Origin of the sequence: Streptomyces sp. NPDC059994, from assembly GCF_042737755.1 — a bacterium.
In the GTDB taxonomy this organism is placed as follows: domain Bacteria; phylum Actinomycetota; class Actinomycetes; order Streptomycetales; family Streptomycetaceae; genus Streptomyces.
Window position 1 is genome coordinate 1 of sequence record NZ_JBHWUR010000060.1, and the last position, 23,386, is coordinate 23,386.

At 72.3% G+C, this 23,386-nt stretch carries 20 protein-coding genes, 1 tRNA gene and 1 pseudogene; 8 read left to right on the forward strand and 14 right to left on the reverse strand.

What is annotated here, in order from left to right:
• Nucleotides 1–183: 183 nt before the first annotated feature.
• The 4 genes from ACFWA7_RS25710 to ACFWA7_RS25725 all read right to left on the reverse strand — a co-directional run bounded on the left by ACFWA7_RS25710 (nt 184) and on the right by ACFWA7_RS25725 (nt 1,790).
• Nucleotides 184–268, reverse strand: a tRNA-Ser gene (locus ACFWA7_RS25710).
• Nucleotides 269–370: 102 nt separating this feature from the next.
• Complete coding sequence (tadA, locus tag ACFWA7_RS25715; protein ID WP_371657021.1) at nt 371–799, reverse strand: tRNA adenosine(34) deaminase TadA; 429 nt, start codon at nt 797–799, stop codon at nt 371–373.
• Nucleotides 800–843: 44 nt separating this feature from the next.
• A complete protein-coding gene (locus ACFWA7_RS25720; protein WP_385541320.1) occupies nt 844–1,413 on the reverse strand; it encodes a hypothetical protein in 570 nt (189 codons plus the stop codon).
• Nucleotides 1,414–1,559: 146 nt separating this feature from the next.
• Entirely contained in the window at nt 1,560–1,790 is a 231-nt protein-coding gene (locus ACFWA7_RS25725) for a hypothetical protein (RefSeq protein WP_385825418.1), read from the reverse strand.
• A gap of 123 nt (nt 1,791–1,913) precedes the next feature.
• On the opposite strand from ACFWA7_RS25725, the gene upp reads away from it, so the two are divergent.
• Nucleotides 1,914–2,549 (forward strand): uracil phosphoribosyltransferase, encoded by a 636-nt coding sequence (gene upp / locus ACFWA7_RS25730; RefSeq protein WP_385541324.1) that lies wholly within the window; start codon nt 1,914–1,916, stop codon nt 2,547–2,549.
• A gap of 457 nt (nt 2,550–3,006) precedes the next feature.
• Here the strand turns inward: upp and ACFWA7_RS25735 are convergent, their stop codons facing one another.
• On the reverse strand, nt 3,007–3,657 hold the full coding sequence (locus ACFWA7_RS25735; RefSeq protein WP_385825420.1) for a LytR C-terminal domain-containing protein: 651 nt from the start codon (nt 3,655–3,657) through the stop codon (nt 3,007–3,009).
• A 126-nt stretch (nt 3,658–3,783) separates the two neighbouring features.
• Nucleotides 3,784–4,080, reverse strand: a complete 297-nt coding sequence (locus ACFWA7_RS25740) for a type II toxin-antitoxin system VapB family antitoxin (protein WP_053725882.1) — start codon at nt 4,078–4,080, stop codon at nt 3,784–3,786.
• Nucleotides 4,081–4,440: 360 nt separating this feature from the next.
• On the opposite strand from ACFWA7_RS25740, the gene ACFWA7_RS25745 reads away from it, so the two are divergent.
• A complete protein-coding gene (locus tag ACFWA7_RS25745; RefSeq protein WP_385825462.1) occupies nt 4,441–5,940 on the forward strand; it encodes a helicase HerA-like domain-containing protein in 1,500 nt (499 codons plus the stop codon).
• Between the two features lie 657 nt (nt 5,941–6,597).
• On the opposite strand, the pseudogene ACFWA7_RS25750 reads toward ACFWA7_RS25745, so the two are convergent.
• Nucleotides 6,598–6,797 (reverse strand): annotated as a pseudogene (locus tag ACFWA7_RS25750) (Fe-S cluster assembly protein HesB); the annotation flags it as partial.
• Between the two features lie 190 nt (nt 6,798–6,987).
• On the opposite strand from ACFWA7_RS25750, the gene ACFWA7_RS25755 reads away from it, so the two are divergent.
• From ACFWA7_RS25755 to sigJ, 4 genes are all read left to right on the forward strand, one after another.
• Nucleotides 6,988–9,231: a germacradienol/geosmin synthase gene (locus ACFWA7_RS25755; protein WP_385825422.1), complete on the forward strand. Its 2,244-nt coding sequence runs from the start codon at nt 6,988–6,990 to the stop codon at nt 9,229–9,231.
• A gap of 13 nt (nt 9,232–9,244) precedes the next feature.
• Nucleotides 9,245–10,207, forward strand: a complete 963-nt coding sequence (locus tag ACFWA7_RS25760; RefSeq protein ID WP_385541330.1) for a cation diffusion facilitator family transporter — start codon at nt 9,245–9,247, stop codon at nt 10,205–10,207.
• Between the two features lie 74 nt (nt 10,208–10,281).
• Nucleotides 10,282–11,058 (forward strand): SDR family oxidoreductase, encoded by a 777-nt coding sequence (locus ACFWA7_RS25765; RefSeq protein WP_385541332.1) that lies wholly within the window; start codon nt 10,282–10,284, stop codon nt 11,056–11,058.
• Nucleotides 11,055–11,969 carry an RNA polymerase sigma factor SigJ gene (gene sigJ, locus ACFWA7_RS25770; RefSeq protein WP_385541334.1) on the forward strand — a complete coding sequence of 305 codons (915 nt, stop codon included), beginning with the start codon at nt 11,055–11,057 and terminating at the stop codon, nt 11,967–11,969. The genes ACFWA7_RS25765 and sigJ overlap by 4 nt, the downstream gene beginning before the upstream one ends.
• A gap of 131 nt (nt 11,970–12,100) precedes the next feature.
• Here sigJ and ACFWA7_RS25775 read toward each other — a convergent pair whose 3' ends face one another.
• The 7 genes from ACFWA7_RS25775 to ACFWA7_RS25805 form a co-directional block, all read right to left on the reverse strand.
• Nucleotides 12,101–13,126, reverse strand: coding sequence for a threonine aldolase family protein (locus ACFWA7_RS25775; RefSeq protein WP_385825425.1), 1,026 nt, complete (start codon nt 13,124–13,126; stop codon nt 12,101–12,103).
• A 2-nt stretch (nt 13,127–13,128) separates the two neighbouring features.
• Entirely contained in the window at nt 13,129–14,589 is a 1,461-nt protein-coding gene (locus tag ACFWA7_RS25780; RefSeq protein ID WP_385541338.1) for an aldehyde dehydrogenase family protein, read from the reverse strand.
• Entirely contained in the window at nt 14,586–15,686 is a 1,101-nt protein-coding gene (locus tag ACFWA7_RS25785; protein WP_385825427.1) for a hypothetical protein, read from the reverse strand. Before ACFWA7_RS25785 ends, ACFWA7_RS25780 begins: the two co-directional genes overlap by 4 nt.
• An 11-nt stretch (nt 15,687–15,697) precedes the next feature.
• Nucleotides 15,698–17,458: an asparagine synthetase B family protein gene (locus ACFWA7_RS25790; RefSeq protein WP_385825429.1), complete on the reverse strand. Its 1,761-nt coding sequence runs from the start codon at nt 17,456–17,458 to the stop codon at nt 15,698–15,700.
• Entirely contained in the window at nt 17,459–18,442 is a 984-nt protein-coding gene (locus ACFWA7_RS25795) for an alpha/beta hydrolase-fold protein (RefSeq protein ID WP_385825431.1), read from the reverse strand. It lies immediately after the preceding gene.
• A gap of 61 nt (nt 18,443–18,503) precedes the next feature.
• On the reverse strand, nt 18,504–19,934 hold the full coding sequence (locus tag ACFWA7_RS25800) for an MBL fold metallo-hydrolase (protein WP_385541345.1): 1,431 nt from the start codon (nt 19,932–19,934) through the stop codon (nt 18,504–18,506).
• An 11-nt stretch (nt 19,935–19,945) separates the two neighbouring features.
• Nucleotides 19,946–21,316, reverse strand: a complete 1,371-nt coding sequence (locus ACFWA7_RS25805) for an SUMF1/EgtB/PvdO family nonheme iron enzyme (RefSeq protein WP_385541347.1) — start codon at nt 21,314–21,316, stop codon at nt 19,946–19,948.
• A gap of 517 nt (nt 21,317–21,833) precedes the next feature.
• Between ACFWA7_RS25805 and ACFWA7_RS25810 the strand changes: the two genes are divergently transcribed.
• Nucleotides 21,834–22,847, forward strand: a complete 1,014-nt coding sequence (locus tag ACFWA7_RS25810; RefSeq protein WP_385825434.1) for a dipeptide epimerase — start codon at nt 21,834–21,836, stop codon at nt 22,845–22,847.
• A 67-nt stretch (nt 22,848–22,914) separates the two neighbouring features.
• A complete protein-coding gene (locus tag ACFWA7_RS25815) occupies nt 22,915–23,370 on the forward strand; it encodes a pyridoxamine 5'-phosphate oxidase family protein (RefSeq protein ID WP_385825437.1) in 456 nt (151 codons plus the stop codon).
• The last annotated feature ends 16 nt before the right edge of the window (nt 23,371–23,386 follow it).

Here is a 23,386-nt window from a genome sequence, read left to right on the forward strand (position 1 = left end):
CGGTGCCGGGGGTGCTGTATGGTTCCACAACCCCGCGCACCCGGCCGGGGCTTGCCCCCCCGTTCCCGCCCCCCCCCACCCCGTGGGTAACCCCCGGCCGGGCCGGGCCGGGCTTCCCCGCGTCCGGGCCGGGCGCCGGGGCACGCAAGAAGGGCCCCGACACTGTCGGGGCCCTTCTGAGAGCGGTAGCGGAGGGATTTGAACCCTCGGTGACTTGCGCCACACTCGCTTTCGAGGCGAGCTCCTTCGGCCGCTCGGACACGCTACCGAGAGAGAGCTTAGCCCAAGGTGGCCCGTGGTTTGAAATCCGTATGCGGCGACCGGGGTGAGACGTGGGTCACCGCTGGGGTGGCCTGGGGTCGGCGGGCCGTCAGCGCTCCCGGAAGAAGGCCGTCAGCTGGCGGGAGCACTCCTCCTCCAGTACGCCCTGGATCACCTCGGGGCGGTGGTTGAGCCGCCGGTCGCGCACCAGGTCCCACAGGGACCCGGCCGCGCCCGCCTTCTCGTCGCGCGCCCCGTACACGACCCGTTCGACCCGGGACTGCACCAGCGCGCCCGCGCACATGACGCACGGCTCCAGGGTCACCACGAGCGTGCAGCCGGTCAGCCGCCACTCCCCGGTCTTCTGTGCCGCCCGGCGGAGCGCGACGATCTCCGCGTGCCCCGTGGGGTCGCCGGTGATCTCGCGCTCGTTGTGGGCGGTGGCGAGGACCGTGCCGGCCGCTGACAGGACGACGGCGCCGACCGGCACGTCGCCGGCCAGCGCGGCCCGACCGGCCTCCCCGAGGGCGGTGCGCATCGGCTCCGCCCAGGGGTCGCGTACGGGATCGTGCGCCACGGCCACTAGCGCACGGCCTCCAGCACCTCGGCCGCTCCCAGCGCGTCGGCGATCTCCACCAGCGCGTCCGAGTCGAGCGTGAGCAGCTGGCCCACGCTCACGCCGAGGTCGGCGAGGATCGCGGTGTCCCCGAGCGGGCCCGCGGGCACCGGGTCGAGGGCGTCCACGGCTTCGTCGTCCGGGTCCTCCTGTTCGTCGAGGTCGCCGTCCTCCGTGCCGTCGAGGTCCAGCGCGTCCAGGTCGTCGGCGCTGTCGTCGGAGGCAGGATCGCGGCCGAGCAGTTCGTCGGTGAGGAGGATTTCTCCGTACGAGGAACGGGCGGCGGCTGCGGCGTTGGAGACGTAGATGCGCGGGTCCTCCTCGCCGTCCAAGCGGACGACGCCGAACCAGACATCCTCCTGCTCGATGAAGACGAGCACCGTGTCGTCGGCTCCGTCGGCCGTGGCCTCCCGGGCCAGGTCGGCGAGGTCGGCGAGGGTCTCCACATCGTCGAGCTCCGTGTCGCTCGCTTCCCACCCGTCTTCGGTGCGCGCGAGCAGTGCGGCGAAGTACACCGTGACTCTCCCACTGGTCATAGGCGTGCCGGTTGGGGGTCCCCCCGGCCGTGGCTTCACTGGAATCGTTGCAGAAACAACGCCGTTGCGAGAGTTCTTCCGCGGTTGCGTTTCTCCGGTCGTCGCGTCGGCCGCGTTCCCCGCGTCCGTTCCCGTCGCTTCTCAGGTCACCAGCGGAAGGTTCGCATGCGCATGGCCTGGCGCATACGGGCCGCGCGGGCGCGGCGGGGCTGGACGCGGTCGCGCAGGGCCTTCGCCTCGTGCAGCTCGCGCAGGAACTGGGCGCGCCGACGCCGCCGCTCGGCCGCGCTCTCGGGCCGCGCGTCGTCCGTGTCGTCCCTGCCGTCCTGCTTGTCCGGCCGCTTGTCCGCCTGCTTGTTCGCCTGCTTGTCCGCCATGAGTGGGCACCGCCCCGGGGGTGTGTCAGTCCCTCGTCAGTCCCTCCCACCTTCCCTCGGGCGGGTGGTTTGATGCCAGCGCGGACGGCGCGGGCGGGCCGTCGGCCCGGTTACTGTGGGGTTATGCGTCTCCACGTCGTCGACCACCCCCTGGTCGCCCACAAGCTCACCACCCTGCGCGACAAGCGCACCGACTCCGCGACCTTCCGGCGCCTCGCCGACGAGCTGGTCACCCTGCTCGCGTACGAGGCCACGCGCGACGTGCGCACCGAGCAGGTCGACATCGAGACCCCGGTGACCCCGACGACGGGTGTGAAGCTGTCGTACCCGCGTCCGCTGGTGGTCCCGATCCTGCGGGCGGGCCTCGGCATGCTGGACGGCATGGTCCGCCTGCTGCCGACCGCCGAGGTGGGCTTCCTGGGCATGATCCGCAACGAGGAGACCCTGGAGGCCTCCACGTACGCGACGCGCATGCCGGAGGACCTCTCCGGGCGCCAGGTGTACGTCCTGGACCCGATGCTGGCCACCGGCGGCACGCTGGTCGCGGCGATCAAGGAGCTCATCAGGCGCGGCGCGGACGATGTGACGGCGGTCGTCCTGCTCGCCGCGCCCGAGGGCGTCGAGGTCATGGAGCGCGAGCTCGCGGGCACGCCGGTGACGGTCGTGACGGCGTCGGTGGACGAGCGGCTCAACGAGCACGGGTACATCGTGCCGGGCCTTGGTGACGCGGGGGACCGGATGTACGGCTCGGCGGAGTAGGGCCACCTGCTGTTTGCCTGCGGGCCGTCGGTGGCTGGTCGCGCAGTTCCCCGCGCCCCTTCTCGGCCCGGTGTTCGTCTGGAGGCCGTCTGTGGCTGGTCGCGCAGTTCCCCGCGCCCCTTAGGCAACTCCGGCCTCTCCGGTATGCGAGGAGTGGGCCGCCACTCCGCCGCTCCGGCGTGCGAGGGGCGGGGCCCGCACCTTCAGCCTCTCCGGCGTGCGAGGAGTGGGGCCGGGCACATTTCAGCCCCTCCGGCGTTTGAGGAGCGGGGTCCGGGGCGGAGCCCCAGCCGGGGGGTGGGGGGCGGAGCCCCCGTGAGCGGGGTGCAGGGGCCGCAGGCCCCGCGATGGGGTGCAGGGGGCGGAGCCCCCGCCGGGGTCCGGGGGCGCAGCCCCCGGGAGACCCCTCAACCCCCACCCACCCCCGGAGGGTTCAGGTGAAGGGGCGGGGTGGGGGCTAGCACTCGCCGGACGGCTGCGCGGCCGGCTTTCCCAGCGCCGCCAGGGCCGTGGCCGCCTGTTGGGCCGGGTCCAGGGTCTGGAAGGTCGAGCCCAGGATGAGGTCGACGTCCGGGGTCGAGCGGGCGTCCGTCTTCTGGGTCGTGCCCTTCAGCTGCGTACCCAGGACCGAGAACATGCCCCGCGTCGCCCCGGGCGCGCCCAGCAGTATCCCGTTCCCGGTGACCTTCTTGTCGTACTCCTCCGGCGCGTTCCCCACCTTGCCGATGGCGAAGCCGCGCTTCTTGAGTTCGTCCGCCGTCTCCTTGGCGAGGCCGCCCCGCGGCGTCGCGTTGTAGACGTTCACCGTGATCTGGGCGGGCTTCGGCAGCGCGGCGGCCGCGGCCGCGGCGGTGGCCGTGGCCGTGGACGGCGACGGGCTGGGCGCGCAGTCTTGCTTCGCGCCCGCCGTCTCCTTCTTCGTGTCGTCCGACCCGCCGAAGACGTCGATGAGCTGGATCGTCCCCCAGCCGATCAGACCGAGGGCCACGACGGCGGCGACCGCCGCGAGCAGGAGCCGGCCGCGGCGGCGGGGGCGGCGCATCCGCGGGTACTTGTCGCCCGTGATGCGGTACTTTCCGCCCATGCCGGGGGGAGTGAGCATGCTCATGTGCGCAGCGTAGTGCGGCCCGGTGGCGATGCCTACTAAATGATCAATGGATAGCGGCCGTATGAGCGGTAAAGAGCCCGAAAGGATCAGTCCGGATCAGTCCGGACGGCCGTCGGAGGGTGCCGCTCAGTCCATTTCCAGCACGCGCGCGTGGAGTACCTGGCGCTGCTGGAGCGCCGCGCGCACCGCGCGGTGCAGCCCGTCCTCCAGGTAGAGGTCGCCCTGCCACTTCACGACGTGGGCGAAGAGGTCGCCGTAGAACGTGGAGTCCTCCGCCAGGAGGGTCTCCAGGTCGAGCTGGCCCTTCGTGGTGACGAGCTGATCGAGCCGGACCGGGCGCGGCGCGACGTCCGCCCACTGCCGGGTGCTTTCCCGGCCGTGGTCGGGGTACGGCCGCCCGCTTCCGATGCGCTTGAAGATCACACGGAAAGCCTACCGGGCAAGCGGCTCCGGGCGCAGCCATGGTGCGCGAGTGCGATCCTGGGCGGAATGCCGCAAACCAGACATTGGGGGCTCGCCATGACCGACAGCGACGAGACGCCGGGCGCGTCGGCGGGTGCGACGCCGGGTGTGACGCCGGGCGGGGCGCCGGGTGCGACGCCGGGTGTGACGCCGGGTGTGACGCCGGGTGTGACGCCGGGTGTGACGCCGGGCGTGGCCGGGTCCGCCGACGCCGCGCCGCGCGCCGCCTCTTCGCCTCCGCCCCCGCCCGCGACCTCCTCCGTCTCCCTCCCTCCCCCCGTCGCCGAGATCGCCACCGGGTACGCCTTCACCGGCCCTGCCATGGAGCTCGGGGCCGCGCTCTGGGAGGGGCAGTGCCACGCCGACGCGCCGGTCCGTATCCCGCTCGCCGTGCTCAACCGGCACGGCCTGGTCGCCGGAGCCACCGGCACCGGCAAGACCAAGACGCTCCAGCTCATCGCCGAGCAGCTGTCCGCCAACGGCGTTCCCGTCTTCCTGGCGGACGTGAAGGGGGACGTCTCCGGGATCGCCGCGCCCGGGCAGGACAACCCCAAGGTGCGGGAGCGGGCCGGGCAGGTCGGGCAGACGTGGGAGGCGGCCAAGTTCCCCTGCGAGTTCTACGCGCTCGGCGGCATCGGCGCGGGCATCCCCCTACGGGCCACGGTCACCAGCTTCGGGCCCGTACTCCTGTCGAAGGTGCTCCAGCTCAACCAGACGCAGGAGCAGTCGCTCGGCCTGATCTTCCACTACGCCGACTCCAAGGGCCTTGAGCTGTACGACCTCAAGGACCTCAAGGCGGTCACCGGCTTCCTGGTCTCGGATGTCGGCAAGCCCGAGCTGAAGGGGATCGGCGGGCTGTCGTCCGTCACCGCCGGGGTGATCCTGCGGTCGATCACCGCCTTCGAGCAGCAGGGCGCGGCTGAGTTCTTCGGGGAGCCGGAGTTCGACGTCAGCGAGCTGCTGCGGCTGGGGCCGGACGGGCGCGGGCTGGTGTCCGTACTGGAGCTGCCCGCCGTCCAGGACAAGCCGCAGCTCTTCTCGACCTTCCTGATGTGGCTGCTCGCGGAGCTGTTCAACGGGCTGCCGGAGGTCGGCGACGTGGACCGGCCCAAGCTCGTCTTCTTCTTCGACGAGGCGCATCTGCTGTTCAGCGGGGCGTCGAAGGCGTTCCTGGAGTCGATCACGCAGACGGTGCGGCTCATTCGCTCGAAGGGGGTCGGCGTCTTCTTCGTGACGCAGACGCCGAAGGACGTGCCCGCGGATGTGCTGGCGCAGCTGGGCAACCGGGTGCAGCACGCGCTGCGCGCGTTCACGCCGGACGACGCGAAGGCGCTGAAGGCGACGGTACGGACGTTTCCCAAGTCGCCGTACGACCTGGAGGAGACGCTCACCGGGCTCGGTACGGGCGAGGCGGTGATCACGGTCCTGAGCGAGACGGGCGCGCCTACGCCGGTCGCGGTGACGCGGCTGCGGGCGCCGCAGTCCCTGATGGGGCCGGTGCCGGCGGAGGACCTCGACCGGCTGGTCAAGTCCTCCCTCCTGTACGGGCGTTACGCGGATGCCGTCGACCGCGAGTCGGCGTTCGAGAAGCTGTCGGCGGGGGAGAGGGAGCGGGAGGCGGCGGCGGTGGAGTCGGCGCTGGGTTCCCCCTCGGCGGAGTCCCCCTCGGCGGAGTCTCCCTCGGCGCCGAGGGGGCGGGCCGACAAGTCCCTGGCCGAGCAGGTGGTCGGCAGTGGGATCTTCCGTTCGCTGGCGCGGTCGGTGGGTACGCAACTGGGCCGCGAGATCTCCCGCTCCTTGTTCGGCACCCGGCGCAGGTAGCCCCCACCCCGCCCGTTACCTGAACCCTCCGGGGGTGGGTGGGTGGTTGAGGCCCGTTTCCCGGGGGCTGGGCCCCCGACCCCCTGTTGCGGGGCCTGCGGCCCCTGCACCCCGCTTACGGGGCCTTCGTCCCCGATACCCCCAGAGGGGCTACGCCCCTGCACCCCGCTTCGGGGCTTCGCCCCGGGCCCTGCGCGAGGGTGGGTGGGTTACCGGGTGCTTCGCCCCGGACCCCGTTCGTCTGCGGGCTGTGTGTGGCTGGTCGCGCAGTTCCCCGCGCCCCTGAAGGGCGGGAGCTTCGCTCCCTGCCCCCGCTCCTCAAACGCCGGAGGGCTGGAGAGGTCCGGGCCCTGTTCCTCGCACGCCGGAGGGCCTGAAATATGGCCGGGCCCCGTTCTGCCTGCCTTGAGGGGCGCGGGGAACTGCGCGCTCAGCCCCCACCGGCCCGCAGCCAAACGCCGGGCCGAATAGGGGCGCGAGGAACTGCGCGACCAGCCCCCACCGGCCCGCAGACAAACACCGGGCCCAAAAGGGGCGCGGGGAACTGCGCGCTCAGCCCCACCGAACCCGCAGCCAATCGCCGGGCCGAATAGGGGCGCGAGGAACTGCGCGACCAGCCCCCACCGAACCCGCAGACAAACACCGGGCCGAGTGGTCGGCGAAGGTGTCCGGGTCGTAGGACGCGATCGCCGCCGCGTCCAAGTCGTCCGCGCCCAGCCGCGTCGCGATCGTGTAGGGCCCCGCGAAGGCCCACTCCATCGGGATCTGCTGGTTCAGCCCAGCAGCATGCCGATCAGCGCGGCCAGAGGGCTGCGGCTGAGCAGCGCGTCGGCCTCCGGCTGCTGGGGCAGGTGCAGTGTCCGCCCCGGTTTCTCACTCGGTGCCCTACGTCGATGATCACCGGGGTGGTCAGGCTCCGCACCCCGCCGTCACCGTTTTCCCGTGAACTCACACTTTCGTATGACTGGCGCAACCGTTCGGAATGTCCACCCGGACGGCGGGTAGTGCTGGGGCCGACCAACTGGTGCCATCAGGAGGGGAAGCCCAGTGACGCAGCCGTTCGTCCTGCCGGATTTCTATATGCCGTATCCGGCCCGGCTCAATCCCCATCTCGAAGCCGCGCGGGTCCACTCCCGCGAGTGGGCTCGCGGGATGGGCATGCTGGAGGGGTCCGGCATCTGGGAGCTGAGCGACCTCGACGCCCATGACTACGCGCTGCTGTGCTCGTACACCCACCCCGACTGCGACGCGGAAGCGCTGTCGCTCGTCACCGACTGGTACGTGTGGGTGTTCTTCTTCGATGACCACTTCCTCGAAGAGTTCAAGCGGACCCAGGACCGGGACGGGGGGAAGGTCTACCTCGAACGGCTTGCCGCCTTTATGCCCATGGACCTCGCCGAGGGGTTTCCCGAGCCCTCCAACCAGGTCGAGAAGGGTCTCGCCGACCTGTGGGCGCGGACCGTGCCCAGCATGTCCTACGGCTGGAGGGAACGGTTCGCCGAGTCCACCCGCAACCTCCTCAACGAGTCGATGTGGGAGCTCGTCAACATCAACGCGGGGCGCATCGCCAACCCCGTCGAGTACATCGAGATGCGCCGCAAGGTCGGCGGCGCGCCCTGGTCGGCGGGGATCATCGAGTACGCGGCGAACGCCGAACTCCCGCCCGCCGTGGCGGCCTCGCGCCCGCTGCGGGTCCTCACCGACGCCTTCTCGGACGGCGTCCATCTGCGCAACGACCTCTTCTCGTACCAGAGGGAGGTGGAGGAGGAGGGCGAGCTGAGCAACGGGATTCTCGTGCTGGAGACCTTTCTCGGGTGTACGACCCAGGAAGCCGCCGAGACCGTCAACGATCTCCTCACCTCCCGGCTCCAGCAGTTCGAGAACACCGCCCTCACCGAAGTCCCGGCGCTGTGTCTGGAGAAGGGGCTCAGTCCGGAGGAGTGCGCGCGGATCGCCGCCTACGTCAAGGGGCTTCAGGACTGGCAGTCCGGCGGGCACGAGTGGCACATGCGCTCCAGCCGGTACATGAACAAGCAGGCGCGGGAGCGTCATTCGATGTTCGGGGGGGTGCTCGGCACCTCGGCGCTGGACATCAAGAACCTCTTCGGGCGCCCGGCACAGGCCCGGCTGCGCAGCCACGGCCATGTGCCGTTCGAGCGCGTCGGGCCGTCCCTGCTTCCCGACTTCGACGTGCCCTTCGAGCTGGGGCTCAGCCCGCACCACGCCGACGCGCGCGAGCGCTCGGTGGCCTGGGCGGGGCGGATGGGCCTGCTCAACGACATCTGGGACGAGCAGAAGCTGATCGGCTACGACTTCGCGCTCTGCTCGGCCGGGCTCGACCCGGACGCCACCCCGGAGGAGCTGGAGCTCAGCGCGGAGTGGCTGACCTGGGGGACGTACGGGGACGACTACTACCCGCTGGTGTACGGGCGTTCGCGCGATCTCGCCGGTGCGCGGGTCGCTCATGAGCGGCTCCTGCACATGCTCGACGCCGACGATCCGGAGCGCGGGCGCGCCCTCGCGGTGAGCCCGATGGAACGTTCGCTCGCCGACCTGTGGGCGCGCACGGCGGGCCCGATGTCCCCGTACGGACGCCAGACCTTCCGCCAGGCGGTCGAGGCGATGCTGGAGAGCTGGCTGTGGGAGCTGCACAACCAGGGCCAGCACCGCATCCCCGACCCGGTCGACTACATCGAGATGCGGCGGAGCACCTTCGGCTCGGACCTCACCTTGGCCCTGAGCCGGATGCGGCACGCCGACGCGCTGCCGCCGGAGATCTTCCGCACGGGCACGATGAGCGCCCTGGAGAACTCCGCGATGGACTACGGGATGCTGATCAACGACTTCTTCTCGTACCAGAAGGAGATCGAGTTCGAGGGCGAGGTGCACAACCTGCTCCTGGTCGTGCAGCGCTTCTTCGACTGCGACTATCCGGCCTCGGTGCGGATCGCCGACGACCTGGTGTGCTCGCGGATGCGGCAGTTCCTCCACATCAAGAAGACCGAGATCCCGCTGCTGTACGAGGAGTTCGGGCTCGACGGGGAAGGCCGGGCGGCCCTCGACGCGTATGTGAAGGAGTTCGAGGACTGGATCGCGGGGATCCTCAACTGGCACCGGGGCGTGCGCCGCTACAGCGACGAGTCGCTGCGCGGCGGCTCGCTGCCCAATGTGATCCCCTCGGTGCTCGCCTCCTCCGGCCCCGGCACGGCCGCGCTCCGGTTCGCCCAGCTGGTGGCGCGGTCGACCGGCGGCCCGCTGGACAGCCAGGTCGCGGGGCTCACCGGGGCGTGATCGACTTGCGGGCATGGGTCATGACCACGGTCCCCCGGGCTCTGGGCTTCGCCCGAGCGGGGAGGGGCCCCCATCCTCCGGGGCTGCGGGCACCCTGAGCGGCACGTTCCGCGGCCGGCTGCTGTGGACCATCGGCATCAGCGCGTCGATCACCGTCATCCAGGTGGTCGGCGCGCTGCTCTCCGGCTCGCTCGCCCTGCTCGCGGACGCCGCGCACAGCCTCACCGACGCGGTCGGCGTCGCCCTGGCGCTCGGCGCGATCACCCTGGCCCAGCGCGCCCCCACGCCCCGCCGCACCTTCGGCTTCTACCGCGTGGAGATCTTCTCGGCGGTCCTGAACGCCCTGCTGCTCGTGGCGGTCTTCAGCTGGGTGCTGTGGTCGGCGATCGGCCGGTTCAGCGAGCCGGTGGAGGTCAAGGGCGGGCTGATGTTCGCGGTCGCGGTGGGCGGACTCGCGGCGAACCTGGCCGGGCTGTGGCTGCTGCGGGACGCCAAGGACCAGAGCCTCAATGTGCGCGGCGCCTATCTGGAGGTCCTGGGCGACGCGCTCGGCTCGGTCGCGGTGATCATTGGCGGTCTGGTCATCCTCCTCACGGGCTGGCAGGCGGCCGACCCGATCGCGTCCATCGTGATCGGTCTGCTGATCGTGCCGAGGGCGTACGGACTGCTGCGCGACGCCCTGCACGTCCTGATGGAGGCCGCCCCCCAGGACATGGACCTGGCGGAGGTGCGCCGGCACCTGCTCGACGAGCCCGGCGTGCTGGCGGTCCACGATCTGCACGGCTGGACCGTCACCTCCGGGATGCCGGTCCTCACCGCCCATGTTGTGGTGGCCGACGACGCGCTGGCCGACGGGTACGGGGATCTGCTGCGGCGCCTCCAGCGGTGCGTCGGCGACCACTTCGACGTGGCCCACTCCACGATCCAGCTGGAGCCCGAGGGACACCCCGAGACCCCCGGTGCGCTGCACAGCTAGTCCGGTACCCGCTTACCAACCGGGGGAGCGGTACGCCCTTGTCACATCCGGGCCCGGCGCGTCGTCCTAGGGACATGGACATCGCCATTGCGGGAGGGACGGGGACGCTGGGAAGCCGCGTCGCCGAGGAGCTGCGTACGCGGGGGCACCGCGTGCGGGTGCTGAGCCGTAGGTCACCGGAGTACCGGGTCGACCTGACCACGGGGGAGGGGCTGATCGACGCCCTTGCGGGGTGCGACGTCGTGGTGGACGCGGCCAACGGCCACGGGACCGCCAGGGGGACGGCCCGGACGCTCGTGGACGGGTCGCGGCGGCTGCTCGCCGCCGCGCGGGCCGTGGGCGTACAGCACCACGTATGCGTCTCGATCGTGGGCTGCGACATGGTGCCGATGGGATATATGCAGGTCAAGGCCGAGCAGGAGTGGGTCGTACGGGAGGGCAGGGTGCCCTGGACGATCGTGCGGGCCACCCAGTTCCACGAACTGCTCGCCTCGACGCTCGCGTCGGCCGCCAAGTGGGGCGTGGTGCCGGTGCCCCGGGCCCGGCTGCGCACGGTCGCCTGCCTGGAGGCCGCCTGGGTGGTCGCCGATGTGGCGGAGGGGGTGCCGCACCGGGGGCGGATCGAGATCTGCGGGCCCGAGGACACCGACATCCGCGAGATGGCCCGGGTCTGGCGCGAGGTCACCGGGCGCAAGGCCCTGCTGATGCCGGTGCCGCTGCCCGGCCGGATGGGCCAGGCGCTGCGGGCGGGCGCGCTCACCGTGGAGCGGCCGGATGTGCGCGGCACCATGTCGTTCGCGGAGTGGCTGCGCACCGAGCAGGTCTGGGCGAGCGTCGCGGGGCTGCGGTGAGCGCGGCCGGCGGGCGCGGGCCGCTGTCCAACGAGGACGGACTGGCCCGGGCCTTCGAGCGGGAGCGGCCCCGGCTGCTGAGGGTCGCCTATACGACGACGGGGTGCCTGGCGGAGGCGGAGGACTGCGTCCAGGAGGCGTGGCTGCGGCTGCGCGGCCTCGACGACCCGGGCGCGGTCCGCGATCTGCGCGCCTGGCTGACCACGACGGTGGGCCGGCTCGCCCTGGACGCGCTGGGCAGCGCCCGGGTGCGGCGCGAGCGGTACGTCGGCACCTGGCTGCCCGAGCCGCTGGTGGAGCAGGCGCCGGACGAGCAGGACCCCGCCGACCGGGTCACGCTCGACGAGTCGGTGTCGATGGCATTGATGATCGTCCTGGACGAGCTGTCGCCCGCCCAGCGCACCGCGTTCCTGCTGCACGACGTGTTCGGGCTGCCCTTCGAGGAGGTCGCGGGCGTGGTGGGCCGCACCCCGGCGGCCGTACGCCAGTTGGCCTCGCGGGCCCGCCGCCACGTCGACGGCAGCCGCCCGCACCACCCCGCCGGATACGCCCGCCAGCGTGAGCTGGTCAGCGCCTTCGGCCAGGCCTGCCAGGAGGGGGATCTGGAGCGGCTGGTCGCGCTGCTCGACCCCGAGGTGGTCTGGCGCGGCGACGGCGGCGGCAAGGTGACCGCGCTGAACGGCATCGTGCGCGGCGCCGACAACGTGGCGCGCGGCATCGTCGCCCTCACCCGGGTGCACGTCCCGCCGGACGGGCTGCGGCTCGCCCACGTCAACGGCGCGCCCGGTCTCGCCCTGTACCACTGGGACGGCGCCCGCACGATCGTGGCGATCACCGTGGACGGCGGCCGGATCACCTCCGTGGACGCCATCCGCAACCCCGACAAGCTGACCCACGTACCGGACGCGTGAGCGCTTCGGCGCCCGCCCCCGCCTGAACGTCCGCCCGAGCCACGCCGACCGGCCCGGGCAGCCGAAAGGGCCCGGTCCGGCTGGTCGCGGGGTGACCAGCCGGAGCGCGGCCAAGGAACGGGGAACAGCCGTTACTGGAGCGCCGCTTCCGCGAGTGCCCGGACCACCAGGGGGACCGCCTCGGCCCGGTGCTCCCGGTGCACCACGAACCGTACGGACCCGGTCGGCAGCGGCAGTACGAGCACCCCTCGCTCCGCGAGCCGTTCGCGCAGCTCGTCGGGGTCGCGCCCGGGCAGCCGTACGGTCACGATGTTGGTGGGGCACGGGGGGTCGCCCACCTCCGCCCCCGGCACCCCGGCGAGCCCCTCGGCCAGCTGCGCGGCGAGCGCGTGGTCCTCGGCGAGGCGGGACACCCGCGCGAGCCCCTCCAGGGCGGCCGCCGCGAGCACACCCGACTGGTGCATGGTGCCGCCGAGCAGCAGCCGCAGCTCCCGGGCCCGCACGACGAACTCCGCGTCCGCGCACAGCAGCGACCCGACCGGCGCGCCCAGCCCTTTGGCCAGGCAGAACGTCACGCTGTCCGCCGGGGCCGCGAGCTTCTCCAGCGGCACCCCGAGCGCGACCGCCGCGTTGGCGAGCCGGGCCCCGTCCAGATGGATGTGCGCCCCGCGCTCCCGGCCGAGCCCCGCGAGCCGGTCCACCTCGGCCGGGTCGAGCGCGTTGCCGGTGTGCATCATGCAGGTGTTCTCCAGGGCCACGATCCCCGGCCGCCCGCCGCCCTCGCGCAGCGCCGCCGCCAGCGCGTCCGGGTCCGGCGCGCCGTCGTCGCGCTCCGGCAGCGCCACCGGGTCGGCCCCGGCGAACCGCCGCATCCCCTCGGCCTCGAAGAGCGCGATGTGGCTCTGGGCGCCCATGAGCAGCCGGGTGCCGGGGCCGGGCGTGGCCGCGAGCACCGCGACCAGGTTGGCCATGGTGCTGCTCGGCAGGAACAGCGCCGCCCCGGTCCCGAGCAGCCGCGCGCCCTCCTCCTCCAGTTCCCGTACGCAGGGGTCGTCCCCGTAGGCGTCGTCGCCCACCTCGGCCGCGGCCATCGCGGCCCGCATCGCCGCGTCCGGGGCGGTACGGGTGTCGCTGCGGAAGTCCAGGAAGACGGACACGGTCAGCTCCCCTCCAAGTCCGGGCCGGGAGCGGCGCGGTGGCCCACCCACACCGCCCGGGTGTGGGTGTACTGCTCGGCGGCGTGCACCCCGAGCTCACGGCCGTAGCCGCTCTGCCCGATGCCGCCCACGCTGATGTGCTCGTCGGTGTCGCCCCAGGTGTTGAACCAGAGCATCCCGGCCCGCAGCCGCCGTGCGAGCCGCTCGACGCGCCCGCCGTCCGCCGTCCACACGGACGCGGACAGGCCGTACTCGGTGTCGTGTGCCAGCTCCAGCGCCTGCTCCTCGGTACGGAACGAGCGCACCGCCAGGACCGGCCCGAACAGCTCCTCGCGCCAGGCCCGGAGCGTGCCCGGCACCTCGTCGAGGACGGCGGGAGCGACGTAGTACCCGCCGCTCGACTCGCCGTCCAGCAGCGGCCGTACGTCCTTCTGGCCGGGCGGCAGCAGGGCCCGGACGCCGTGGGCCACAGCCTCCTCGACCGCCGACGCGACCCGCTCCACGGCCCGGCGGGTGATCAGCGGGCCGAGCTCGGTGCCCGGGTCGCCGGTGGGGCCGATACGGCGCGCGAAGGCCCGCGCGGCCACTTCCCGTACGAAGTCGTCGTGCACGCTCTCGTGGACGATGAGCCGGGAGGCGCCGACGCACATCTGGCCCGAGTTCCCGGTGAACGCCTCCACCGCCGAGGCCGCGGCCGCCTCCAGATCGGCGTCCGGGAAGACGACCAGGGGGTTCTTGCCGCCCAGTTCGAGCGAGACGCGCTTGACCGAGCCGGCGCAGCGCGCCGCCACCTCGCGGCCCGCCGCCGTGGAGCCGGTGAAGGAGACGGCGGCGACCTCGGGCAGCGCGCACAGCAGCCGGCCCGCCCCGGCGCCGCCGTACACCGCGCCGAGCACGCCCTCGGGCAGCACCCGCCCGCCGAGCTCCACGAGCAGCCGCACGCTCAGCGGGGTCTCGGGCGCGGGCTTCACGACGGCCGTGTTGCCGTACGCGAGCGCGCCCCCCACCTTCCAGGCGGCCATCAGGAGCGGGTAGTTGGAGGGGACCACCGCCGCGCACACGCCGAGCGGGATCCGGTCCGTGTACGCGCGTGTGCCCGGGCCCGACGGGTGCACCTCGCCCGCCGGGCGCAGCGCCTGTTCGGCGAACCAGCGCAGCGCCCGCACCGCGAAGTCGACCTCGCCGCCGATCCGCGCGACCGGCTTGCCCGCGCCGCGCCGCTCCAGCTCGACGAAGTCGGCCCGCCGCTCGTGGACCGCGTCGGCCAGCCCGTGCAGGCGGTCCGCGCGGTGGCGGGGCCCGGCCGCGTACCAGCCGTCGAAGGCCCGCGCCGCCCGCCGCACCGCCTCGGCGCACTCGGCGGGCGTGCTGTCGGGGAGGCGGCCGTAGACCTGGCCGGTCGCGGGGTCGTACAACTCGCGGCCCTCAGCGGCCGGTTCGCTCGCGGACGGGCCGGAGGTCACAGGGCGGACCCCTGTTCCGTCAGGGGCGCGGAGGCCAGGACCTCCCGTACACGGGCGAGCATGAACTCCTTGTCCAGGCCCTCGCGGGCGCTGCTCAGCAGCCTGGCCTCGACCCCGGCGTTCACGTCGTGCCACATCGCGTCGAAGGGGCCGACGCCCTCGTCGACGTACGCCAGGTACAGCGTCTGCCCGTCCAGGCCGATCTCCTTCGCCCGCGCCGGGTGCTTCTCGCGCTGCGGCGGGAACGGCATCCGGCCGCGGCCCGAGCGCTGGAGGGTCAGCCGCAGCTCGTCGCCGCCCCCGGAGGTGTAGATCACCTCCAGCTCGCGGGAGCCGTCGGCGTCGGCGAAGACGGCCGCGCTGTCGGCGGGGAAGCCGCCGAGCAGGGCGGGCAGCCGCTGATCGGTGAGGAAGCCGGTGAGCTCGTCCGCGGCCACCCAGTCGCCCTCGTGCGGCCGGGTGCGCCGGTGGAAGGTGAACAGGCCGGTCGGCACGGACACCATGTCCACGTCCTGGTGGCGCGCCCAGTAGCTGAGCTCGCCGAACGGCGTGCCGATCACCCGTGCGGGCGCCCCGGGCACGGCGGGCCGCAGCGAGCGGTAGAGCTCCACCAGCTCCTCGCCGGTGAACTCCCCTTCCAGTACGGACAGTTCGACGGTGGTCCGGCTCATCCGGGCCGACGCCGCCGCGTGCCCCAGGTAGTCGGTGCCGAGCCACACCACCCGGCCCTCCCCGATCGGGAAGGTGAGGGTCTCGCTGCCCCACAGCGCCGGGTGGTCGGCCGCCGGGAACGCCCAGTCGTACAGGAACTGCTTGAGCCGCAGCCGCCTGCCGCCCCCGGCGATCTCGGTGCGGAAGGCGGCCGGGTTCGCCCTCGACCACGGGGTGCGGCCCGAGTCCTGGCCGGTGCGGCCGGGGGGCGCCTCCTTGCGCAGGGTGGTGGTGGCGCCGTCGCACCCGGCGGGCAGCCGCTCGGGGTGCCACACGGTGAAGTTGCACCACTCCTGGGCCTCTTGGGGCAGCAGGTGCGGCGGTACGTCCTCCAGGGCGGCCGCGTCGTGCACGGTCCGCCAGTGCCAGCGTTCGGTGGAGGCCATCGTGGTGTTTCCTACTTCCCTGTTCCGGCCAGCCAGGCCGAGGCGGATGCGAGGTACATGAGCTCACCGGTGCCGAGGGCGTCCTTCAGCGGCCCGGGCGGCTCCGGCAGCCCGAAGGGCATGCCCTGCTCGTCCGCGAGCGCCCGCAGGGCCTCGCGGTACGACGGGTCGGACGGGGCGGGGAAGCCCTGCTTGCGGCGGTGGACGACGGACGGTGGCAGCAGTCCGCCGAGCGCCTTCTTCAGCAGGTCCTTGTGGCTGCCGGGCTCCCCGGTGCTCTTGAGGTGCTCGGGCGAGCGGAAGGCCAGCTCGGCGAGCGTCACGTCCTGGAAGACCGGCCGGTCCTCCAGGGTGTACGTGGACGAGGTGAGGTCGACCATGTCGTTGGCGTACACCAGGAAGCGGCGCATCAGATGGTGGCGGCCGCGCTTGAGGGGGTCGAGGGTGCCCGGCTCGCGGTACTCGCGCAGCACCCGCTCCCACACCCGCTCCCCGATCTCGCCCATGTCCACGTCGAGCTGCCCGGCGATCCACTCCACGAGCTCGCCCCACAGCGGCCGCTCGTCGGGGTAGAGGCGGTGGGTGAGGTAGTGGCGGCCGTGCAGATGGGTCGGCGCGTCCGGGGCCACCACGGGGAAGTAGCCGCCGTCCTGGTAGCCCCACATCTCGTCGGCGCCGTGCCCGGAGTAGACGACCACCTGGCCCTCGGCCGCGATCCGTTCGTACAGCTGGTACATGGCGAGCTCGGCGCCGTGCAGCATCGGCCGGGTGAGCCGCCCGGCCACCTCCGGGATCAGCTTCACGGCGTCGCGGCGCGACAACTCGACTACGGTGAGCGGTACTTGGTGCCGCCCGGCCATGATCCGGGCGTGCTCGACGTCGCTGTTCGAGCCGCCGATGCCGTCCTCGTACCGGACGACGTAAGGACGCAGCCCGATGCCCCGGGTGTGCAGCGCGGCGAAGATCGCGGAGCTGTCGACGCCGCCGCTGAGCACCGCCGCCCGGGGCACGTCGGCGGCGGCCCGCAGGGTGACCGCCCGGTCGAAGGCGGCCCGGATCTCCTCGGCCCCGACCGGCTCGTCCCCGAACGGGACCTGCCAGTACCGCCCGGTCCGCACCCGCGCGCCCTCGGCCACCAGGTACTCGGCGGGCTGGAGCGCGTGCACCCCCGTCAGCCAGGTCCGCTCGTCCGCCGCGTCCATCCGCACCCAGGACCGCAGCACGAACTCGGTGCGGTCCACCTCCGGCGCGATCAGCCCGGTGGCGAGCAGGGCCTGCGGCTCGGAGGCGAAGAGCAGGCCGCCCGCCGTGTAGCAGTAGACGAGCGGCTTGACCCCGAAGTGGTCGCGGGCCAGCGTGGTGCGACCGGTGCGCGCGTCGTGCCAGGCGAGCGCGAACATGCCGTCCAGGCCCGCGAGTACGGGCTCGGGATCACCGGCCACGCTCACCTGCTGGAGGACGAACTCGGTGTCGCAGTGCGTGCGCCGGGGCCACGGCTCGGGCAGCGGCGCCCGCGACCCGTACACCTCACCGTTGCTGACCAGCGTCACCCGCCCGTCCGGCGACGCCATCGGCTGGTCGCCGGCGGCCGAGCGGTCGCGCACCGCGAGCCGCACACAGGCGAGCGTCACCGTGCCGTCCGGCGAGACCCACGGCTCGGCCGCCGACTCGCCCCGGTGGTGCAGCGCCTCTGTCAGCGTCCGGCCGAGCGCGGTCAGCCACGGCCGCTCGCGCGGCCCGTCCAGGCTGATGAAGCCCGCGATCCCGCACATTCAGTCCCCCTGTCCGCTCCCGCGCCACACCCGGCCGAGCAGGGCCAGGGAGGTCAGGAAGCGGTGCTCGATGCCGTGGTGGCCGCCGTCGTGCTCCTGGTACTCGTGCGCGATGCCCTGCTCCTGCCAGACGGCGTGCAGGGCCCGGGCGCCCCAGTGCATGTGGTAGTCGTCCCGCAGCCCGGTGTCGAGGTAGAGCAGCCGCAGCGCCCGCAGCCGGTCGCCGTACGCGGGCGCCATCCGTACGGGGTCGTGCCGCAGCCAGCGCTCCCAGACCGCGGGGCGGAACACGCCCGTGCGCGGGTCGCAGGGCAGCGCGTCGGCGGGCGTGGTGCCGGGCTTGTCGGCGTAGCACATGCCCATCGCGAGCAGGCTCATGGCGACCATGAACGCGGTGTCGTGCGGCCCCGACTCCCTTCTGCCAAGGAGACGTTCGATGCCGCCGGCCGCCTCCAGGGTGTCCAGGACGCCCGGCAGCAGCGGCAGATAGCTGTGCTCGAACCCGGCGTCGGGGGTGTGCGCCAGGACCGCGCCGAACAGGTCGGTCCGCATCGCGGCGAGAACCGCCCCGTACCCGCCGCTCGACTTCCCGCCCACCGCCCGCCACCGGGGCTCGGCCAGCGTCGGGAAGCGCCGGTCGACCTCGGCCACCACCTCGCCGAGGTAGCCGAGGTAGCGGCCGCAGGCGGGCGAGTCGATGTACTGCGAGCCGCCGTACGCCGTGGTGGCGTCCGGGACCACGATCAGCGCGGCCGGTATGTCGCCGCGCGCCATGGCCCGGTGGATCCGGTCCGCCGGGGCCTCCCCGAACGCCAGCGAGCGTGTCGTCAGCGTCGGGTGGGCGCCGAAGCCCGGCAGCCAGTACACGACGGGGTGGCGCGCCGACTCGTCGTACCCCGGCGGCAGCAGCACCTCGATGCGGCGGGCCGCCGGGTCGCCGAGCGGGTTGCCGCGCAGACGGGCGCTGGTGTGGTCGATGACCACACGGGTCCCCAGCGGTCCAGGCCCCAGCGGTTCAGGCCCCAGCGGTTCAGGCCCCAGCGGTTCAGGCATGCGCGACCGGCCCCCGGTCGGTGGGGGCGTCGGTGTCGGCGCTCAGCGCGCGGTCGACGTGGCGGGTGTAGTACGCCGGGTGGTGGAAGACCGCCGAGAGCAGATTGCTGTTGCTCGCCCACAGCCCGTACGAGCTGCCGAAGAGCAACGCGCTGTCCAGGAGCGCCTGGAGGGTGCTCGCGGCGATCTCGGTGTAGCCGTTGTCCTGGCTGAGGTGGTCACGGGCGGGGCCGGGGCCCAGATGGCTGATGCGGCCGCTCACCGGCTCCAGGAGGTATGTGTGCGTGGAGCCGTTGTCGTCGTGGAGCGAGATGGTGTGGGTGGCGCCGCTGTCGAGCGCCCGGTACCAGAAGTCGGTGCCGACCACGAGTTCCATCACCTCGGTGAGCAGCCGGTGCGAGCCGCGGGTCTGGCGGCCGAAGCGGTCGCGCTCGGGGTCGAAGGCCGGGACCTCGGCGTCCGGGTCGAGGGCGACCTCGGCGTACACCGCCTCGAAGTCGTAACCCTGCGGCACCCGCGGCCCGTTGCGCAGCTCGGCCTTGCCTCCCGCGACCTCCAGGACCTGGCCCGGCCCCCACAGCAGCCCCTCGCGGCCCAGCTCGCGCAGCCGGCCGAGCGCCTCCCACGGCGTGAACGGGAAGATGGTGCGGTTGCACCATCCGTAGTCCTGCTCCCCCTCGCCGCTGACCTTCCAGCCGAAGGAGGACGGGACGGTGACGGCGGCCCCCAGCGTCTCCACGTACCGGTCGAAGTTGGCGACCGCGCGGGCCCGCACCGCCTCGGGTTCGACGAGCGGCCTGCGCTCGGTGAGCACCCCGGGCGGCGAGACGCTGTGCGCCGGTACGAAGGCCACGTCGACGGGGCGCGCGTCGGGGCCCGTGAAGTGGCGGACGGTCGACTCGTGCAGGATCGAGTCGCCGCACAGCATCACCACCGCCTCCTCCGTCTCCACCAGCACGCTCATCTCCGGGAACGGCACGTGGGAGACGAAGGTGCGCAGGACGACGTCGCCGAGGTGCACGGTGTTGCCGGGGGTGACCGGCGTGAGCCGCTCGAAGCCGAGCCTGCGCAGGGTCCACGGGATGGCCTGGTGGCCCAGGCCCGAGGCGGTGAAGCGGGGCGGGATCGGGCCGACGGGGAAGATGCACTCGGTCTCGGCCGCCCGGTGCGGGCTGTCGTCGAAGTCGACCTCGCCGTCCTCCAGCAGCCGTGTCAGCGAAGGGAAGTGGTGGTGGTCGAAGTGGTGGTGGCTGAAGACGATGTGGTCGACGCCGCCGTCCAGGACCTCGCCGAGCCCGTCCGGCAGCGCCGGGTGGTGCTCCCAGAAGCGGTCCAGGCGCTGGGTGAGCCACGGGTCGACGAGGATGCGCCGCCCGCCGGTCTCGACGAGGACGGCCGCGTGGCCGAGGGAGGTGAGCCGCATCGGTCGTCCTCTCATTCCGCTTCGTAGACGCAGCGGAACCCGACCTCGTTGTGCAGATCGGTGATCAGGTCCTTGCCCCGGTAGAACGTGGTCAGACAGGCGAGCGGCGACGTCCAGGTGCCGCCGCGCAGCACGTGGAAGGCGTCCTTGCGGTTCATGAACTCCATCGGGTGGCGGCCCTTGAAGAACGGGTCCATGTCGTCGCCCGTGTAGAAGTTGGTCCGGGTCAGCTCCCAGACGTTCCCGGACATCTGGAGCACGCCGTACGGACTCGCGCCCCCGGGAAGGCTGTCGGCGGGCAGCACCGGGTGTGCGGGCCGGTCGTCGTGGGTAGTGGTGACCAGCAGCGCCTCCAGCTCGTCCAGGTCGGCCACCTGCCGCCCGTAGGAGCGCTCGACGTAGTTCACCCGCTCCGGATCCCAGGTGTTTCCCCACGGGTAGGTCCGGCCGTCCGTCCCGCGCGCCGCCTTCTCCCACTGGAGCTCGCTCGGCAGCGAGCCGCCCGCCCAATTCGCGAACGCCCACGCGTCGTACCAGTCGATTCCCACCTGCGGCATTTCCGGCGCGTTGAACCGGGGGTCGTGGGCGTGCGCGGGCCGGTGATTCCGGCCGTCCTCGGGCTGGTCCGGGTGGTCGAACACACCGCTTTCCCCGGCCTCTTCCAGGAACTGTGCGTAGCGGGCATTGGTGACGGTGGTCCGGTCGATGTAGTAGGCGGCCAGCTCGACCGCCCGCAGCGGATTGTCACCCTGCTTCATCCGGAAAGGGCCGCTCTGCGCGGACGCGGTCCCGGCAAGAAAAGGACCAGCCGGTATCAGAATCGCGTCCTCGGTCCTGCGCGGCCGCGCCGCATGGGTGCGTATGCGCGCACGCATGTCCGTGAAGTATTCGTCCTCCAGCCGCCGGAGCTCCTCCGGGTCCCGGGTGCCGAATATGGTGAGCAGGGCCCGCTTGGTGAACGCGGCGCCGCAGCCGACCGGTTTACGGGAGAAGTCCTCGCGGGCGAAATTGCTCGGCCATCCGGAAATGCGGATGAGATCGGGAACGGCCGCCTTGATGCGGTATCGGGTGATCACTTTCAGGGAGGCGAAAGCGACCCAGTCGACCGGGTCGTGGGTACCGCCGGCGATCGCCGACGCGGCAGCCGGGTCGTCCCGGTGGTGCTCCGCGAGCAGCCTGACGGCGGCCGCCCGCACCGGCCACTCCGGGTGCTGGACAGCCAGGCCGACCAGCAGCGGGAGACCCTTGGCGTCCCGGCCGCGACGGTCGGCGAGCTCCACCACGGACTGGACCGACTCCCAGTACCGGGCGTCGTCCGACCCGTCCACCTTCAGAAACTCGGGCGCCAGCTCCACGGTCGTGGATGGAAGGTTGCCGACCACCAATATCTCCCTCCGGACTGCTCTCGGGTGCTGCTCTCCGGGCTGAGGGGCCCGCCCGCACTGGAGGGTGCGGGCGGGCCTTTTCGTCTTGTTCGCGTCGCTAAAACGCTAAAACGGGACTACCACTTGGTGGTGTCCTGCTCGTTGTCGCGCGTTCCCATGAAGTCCTTTTCCGACATCAGAATCAGCCTCCTCCCACGTAGGAAATGACAAGACTGCCGGTAGGTAGCGGCCGGACAGCAACCGCTTGCCGACCCAAAACATGTTCCGTGCCCTTTGCTGGTCCGTCAACCGTACGATCATCAATTCCGGGCGGACGGGGCAGATTCGGTCGCCTTGGCAGAGGAATATTTCAGGAGTGGATCAAGGGTTCCGCTGTTCGGGATGGTTTTGGATTGACTGCCGCAGAGCAATTGGCAAGCCAGGACCTGGCCAGAAAACAACTGTTGTGCAGATCACAGCTAAAATGTTCAATCATCCCTGTCATTTTTAGCGGAGGCTGAGCTACCGTCTCGGCGTGGATTCATTGCAGTTCGCAGTGGTACGCCAGGAGATTGCCTTCGGACTTCCCTACACGTATGCGCGCGGCCATGACCTCACGTGCACGGTCGTACGCGTCGAGTTACGCGAGAAGTCGCGCGACGGTGCTCATCTCGGACGAGGTGAAGGAGCGCCCTTCGAGAGCTTCTTCGAGGTTTCCGCCGAGGAAACGGTGGCCGAACTCGAAGAGGTCGGCCCGCTCGTCGAGAGCGGCACGGCCGACCGCGCGGACCTGCTCTCCCGGCTCCGGCGCGGCGCCGCCCGCAACGCGCTCGACGCGGCACTGTGGGACCTGGCGGCCAAACGCGCCGGCGTCCCCGTGTGGCGGCTGCTCGGCACGCCCGAGCCCGAGCCGCTGGAGATCATGACGACGATCTCGCTCGCGGACCCGGAGCAGCTGGAGCAGGAGATCGCCGAGAGCCGCTCCGTACGCGTCCTCAAACTCAAGCTCGGCTCCCCGGACGCCGACGACGACGTACGCCGCCTGGAGCGGCTGCGCGCCGCCCGCCCGGACGCGCGGATCGTCGTCGACGTGAACGGCGGCTGGGACCTGGACACCCTGCGCGTCATGCTGCCGCTCCTGCAGAGGCACCGCGTCCGCATGCTCGAACAGCCCGTGGACGCGGCCTCCGAGCCGGGTCTGCGGGGACTGCCTCGCCCCCTGCCGATCGTGGCCGACGAGTCCTTCGGGACCGAGGGCGACCTGGAGCGGGTGCGCGGGCTCTACGACGGGGTCAACGTCAAGCTCGACAAGTGCGGCGGACTCACCGCCGCCCTGCGCATCATCGGCCGCGCCCGCCGCGAGGGCCTGCGCGTCATGGTCGGCTGTCTGCCCGGCAGTTCGCTCTCCGCGGCCGTCGGCTTCCACGCCGCCCAACTGGCGGAGTTCGTCGACCTGGACGGCCACTTGCGCCTGGTCGACGACGTGGAGCCGAGGATGCCGGCGAAGGACGGCTGGCTCCAGGCACCGGCGCGGGAGCTGTGGGGGTGAGCGGAGCAGGGGCAACGGGCGTTTCCCGTAGGCATGTTGAGGAAGAGGCTGGGTTAGGTTCATGACCATGACTCCTCCAGCAGCGCGCACGCTCGACGAGCGGATCAAGGGCACCCGCGAGCGCTTCGAGAACGACGTCGACACCTGGGTGTCGACGGCCTCGGCGGACGGCACGCCCTACCTCGTCCCCCTCTCGTTCCTCTGGGACGGCACGACGTTCCTGATCTCCACGGTCCGTACGGCACCGACGAGCCGCAACCTCGTGGCGAACGCCGCCGTACGGCTGGCCTTCGGCGCGACCCGGGACGTGGTGCTGGTCGAGGGCACCGCCGTACCGGTCGAAGAGGGCGCGCTGGAGCCGGAGTCGGCGGACGCGTTCGCCGCGAGGACCGGCTTCGACCCGCGCGAGGAGAAGCAGGAGTACCTGTACTTCCGCGTCGCCCCGCAGCGCGTCCAGGCGTGGCGCGAGGCGAACGAACTGGCGGGCCGCACGCTGATGAAGGACGGCGCCTGGCTGGCCTGAGAGGCCCGCAGAGACT

Excerpts from the sequence above, each read along its gene's own strand:
- ACFWA7_RS25725 (WP_385825418.1), bottom strand. The coding sequence starts at position 1,790 with ATGGCGGACAAGCAGGCGAACAAGCAGGCGGACAAGCGGCCGGACAAG.
- ACFWA7_RS25765 (WP_385541332.1), top strand. The coding sequence starts at position 10,282 with ATGGACATCGCCATTGCGGGAGGGACGGGGACGCTGGGAAGCCGCGTC.
- ACFWA7_RS25815 (WP_385825437.1), top strand. The coding sequence starts at position 22,915 with ATGACTCCTCCAGCAGCGCGCACGCTCGACGAGCGGATCAAGGGCACC.
- upp (WP_385541324.1), top strand. The coding sequence starts at position 1,914 with ATGCGTCTCCACGTCGTCGACCACCCCCTGGTCGCCCACAAGCTCACC.
- ACFWA7_RS25720 (WP_385541320.1), bottom strand. The coding sequence starts at position 1,413 with ATGACCAGTGGGAGAGTCACGGTGTACTTCGCCGCACTGCTCGCGCGC.
- ACFWA7_RS25800 (WP_385541345.1), bottom strand. The coding sequence starts at position 19,934 with ATGCGGCTCACCTCCCTCGGCCACGCGGCCGTCCTCGTCGAGACCGGC.
- ACFWA7_RS25745 (WP_385825462.1), top strand. The coding sequence starts at position 4,441 with ATGGAGCTCGGGGCCGCGCTCTGGGAGGGGCAGTGCCACGCCGACGCG.
- ACFWA7_RS25785 (WP_385825427.1), bottom strand. The coding sequence starts at position 15,686 with ATGGCCTCCACCGAACGCTGGCACTGGCGGACCGTGCACGACGCGGCC.
- ACFWA7_RS25735 (WP_385825420.1), bottom strand. The coding sequence starts at position 3,657 with ATGAGCATGCTCACTCCCCCCGGCATGGGCGGAAAGTACCGCATCACG.
- tadA (WP_371657021.1), bottom strand. The coding sequence starts at position 799 with ATGCGCACCGCCCTCGGGGAGGCCGGTCGGGCCGCGCTGGCCGGCGAC.
- ACFWA7_RS25790 (WP_385825429.1), bottom strand. The coding sequence starts at position 17,458 with ATGTGCGGGATCGCGGGCTTCATCAGCCTGGACGGGCCGCGCGAGCGG.
- ACFWA7_RS25760 (WP_385541330.1), top strand. The coding sequence starts at position 9,245 with ATGGGTCATGACCACGGTCCCCCGGGCTCTGGGCTTCGCCCGAGCGGG.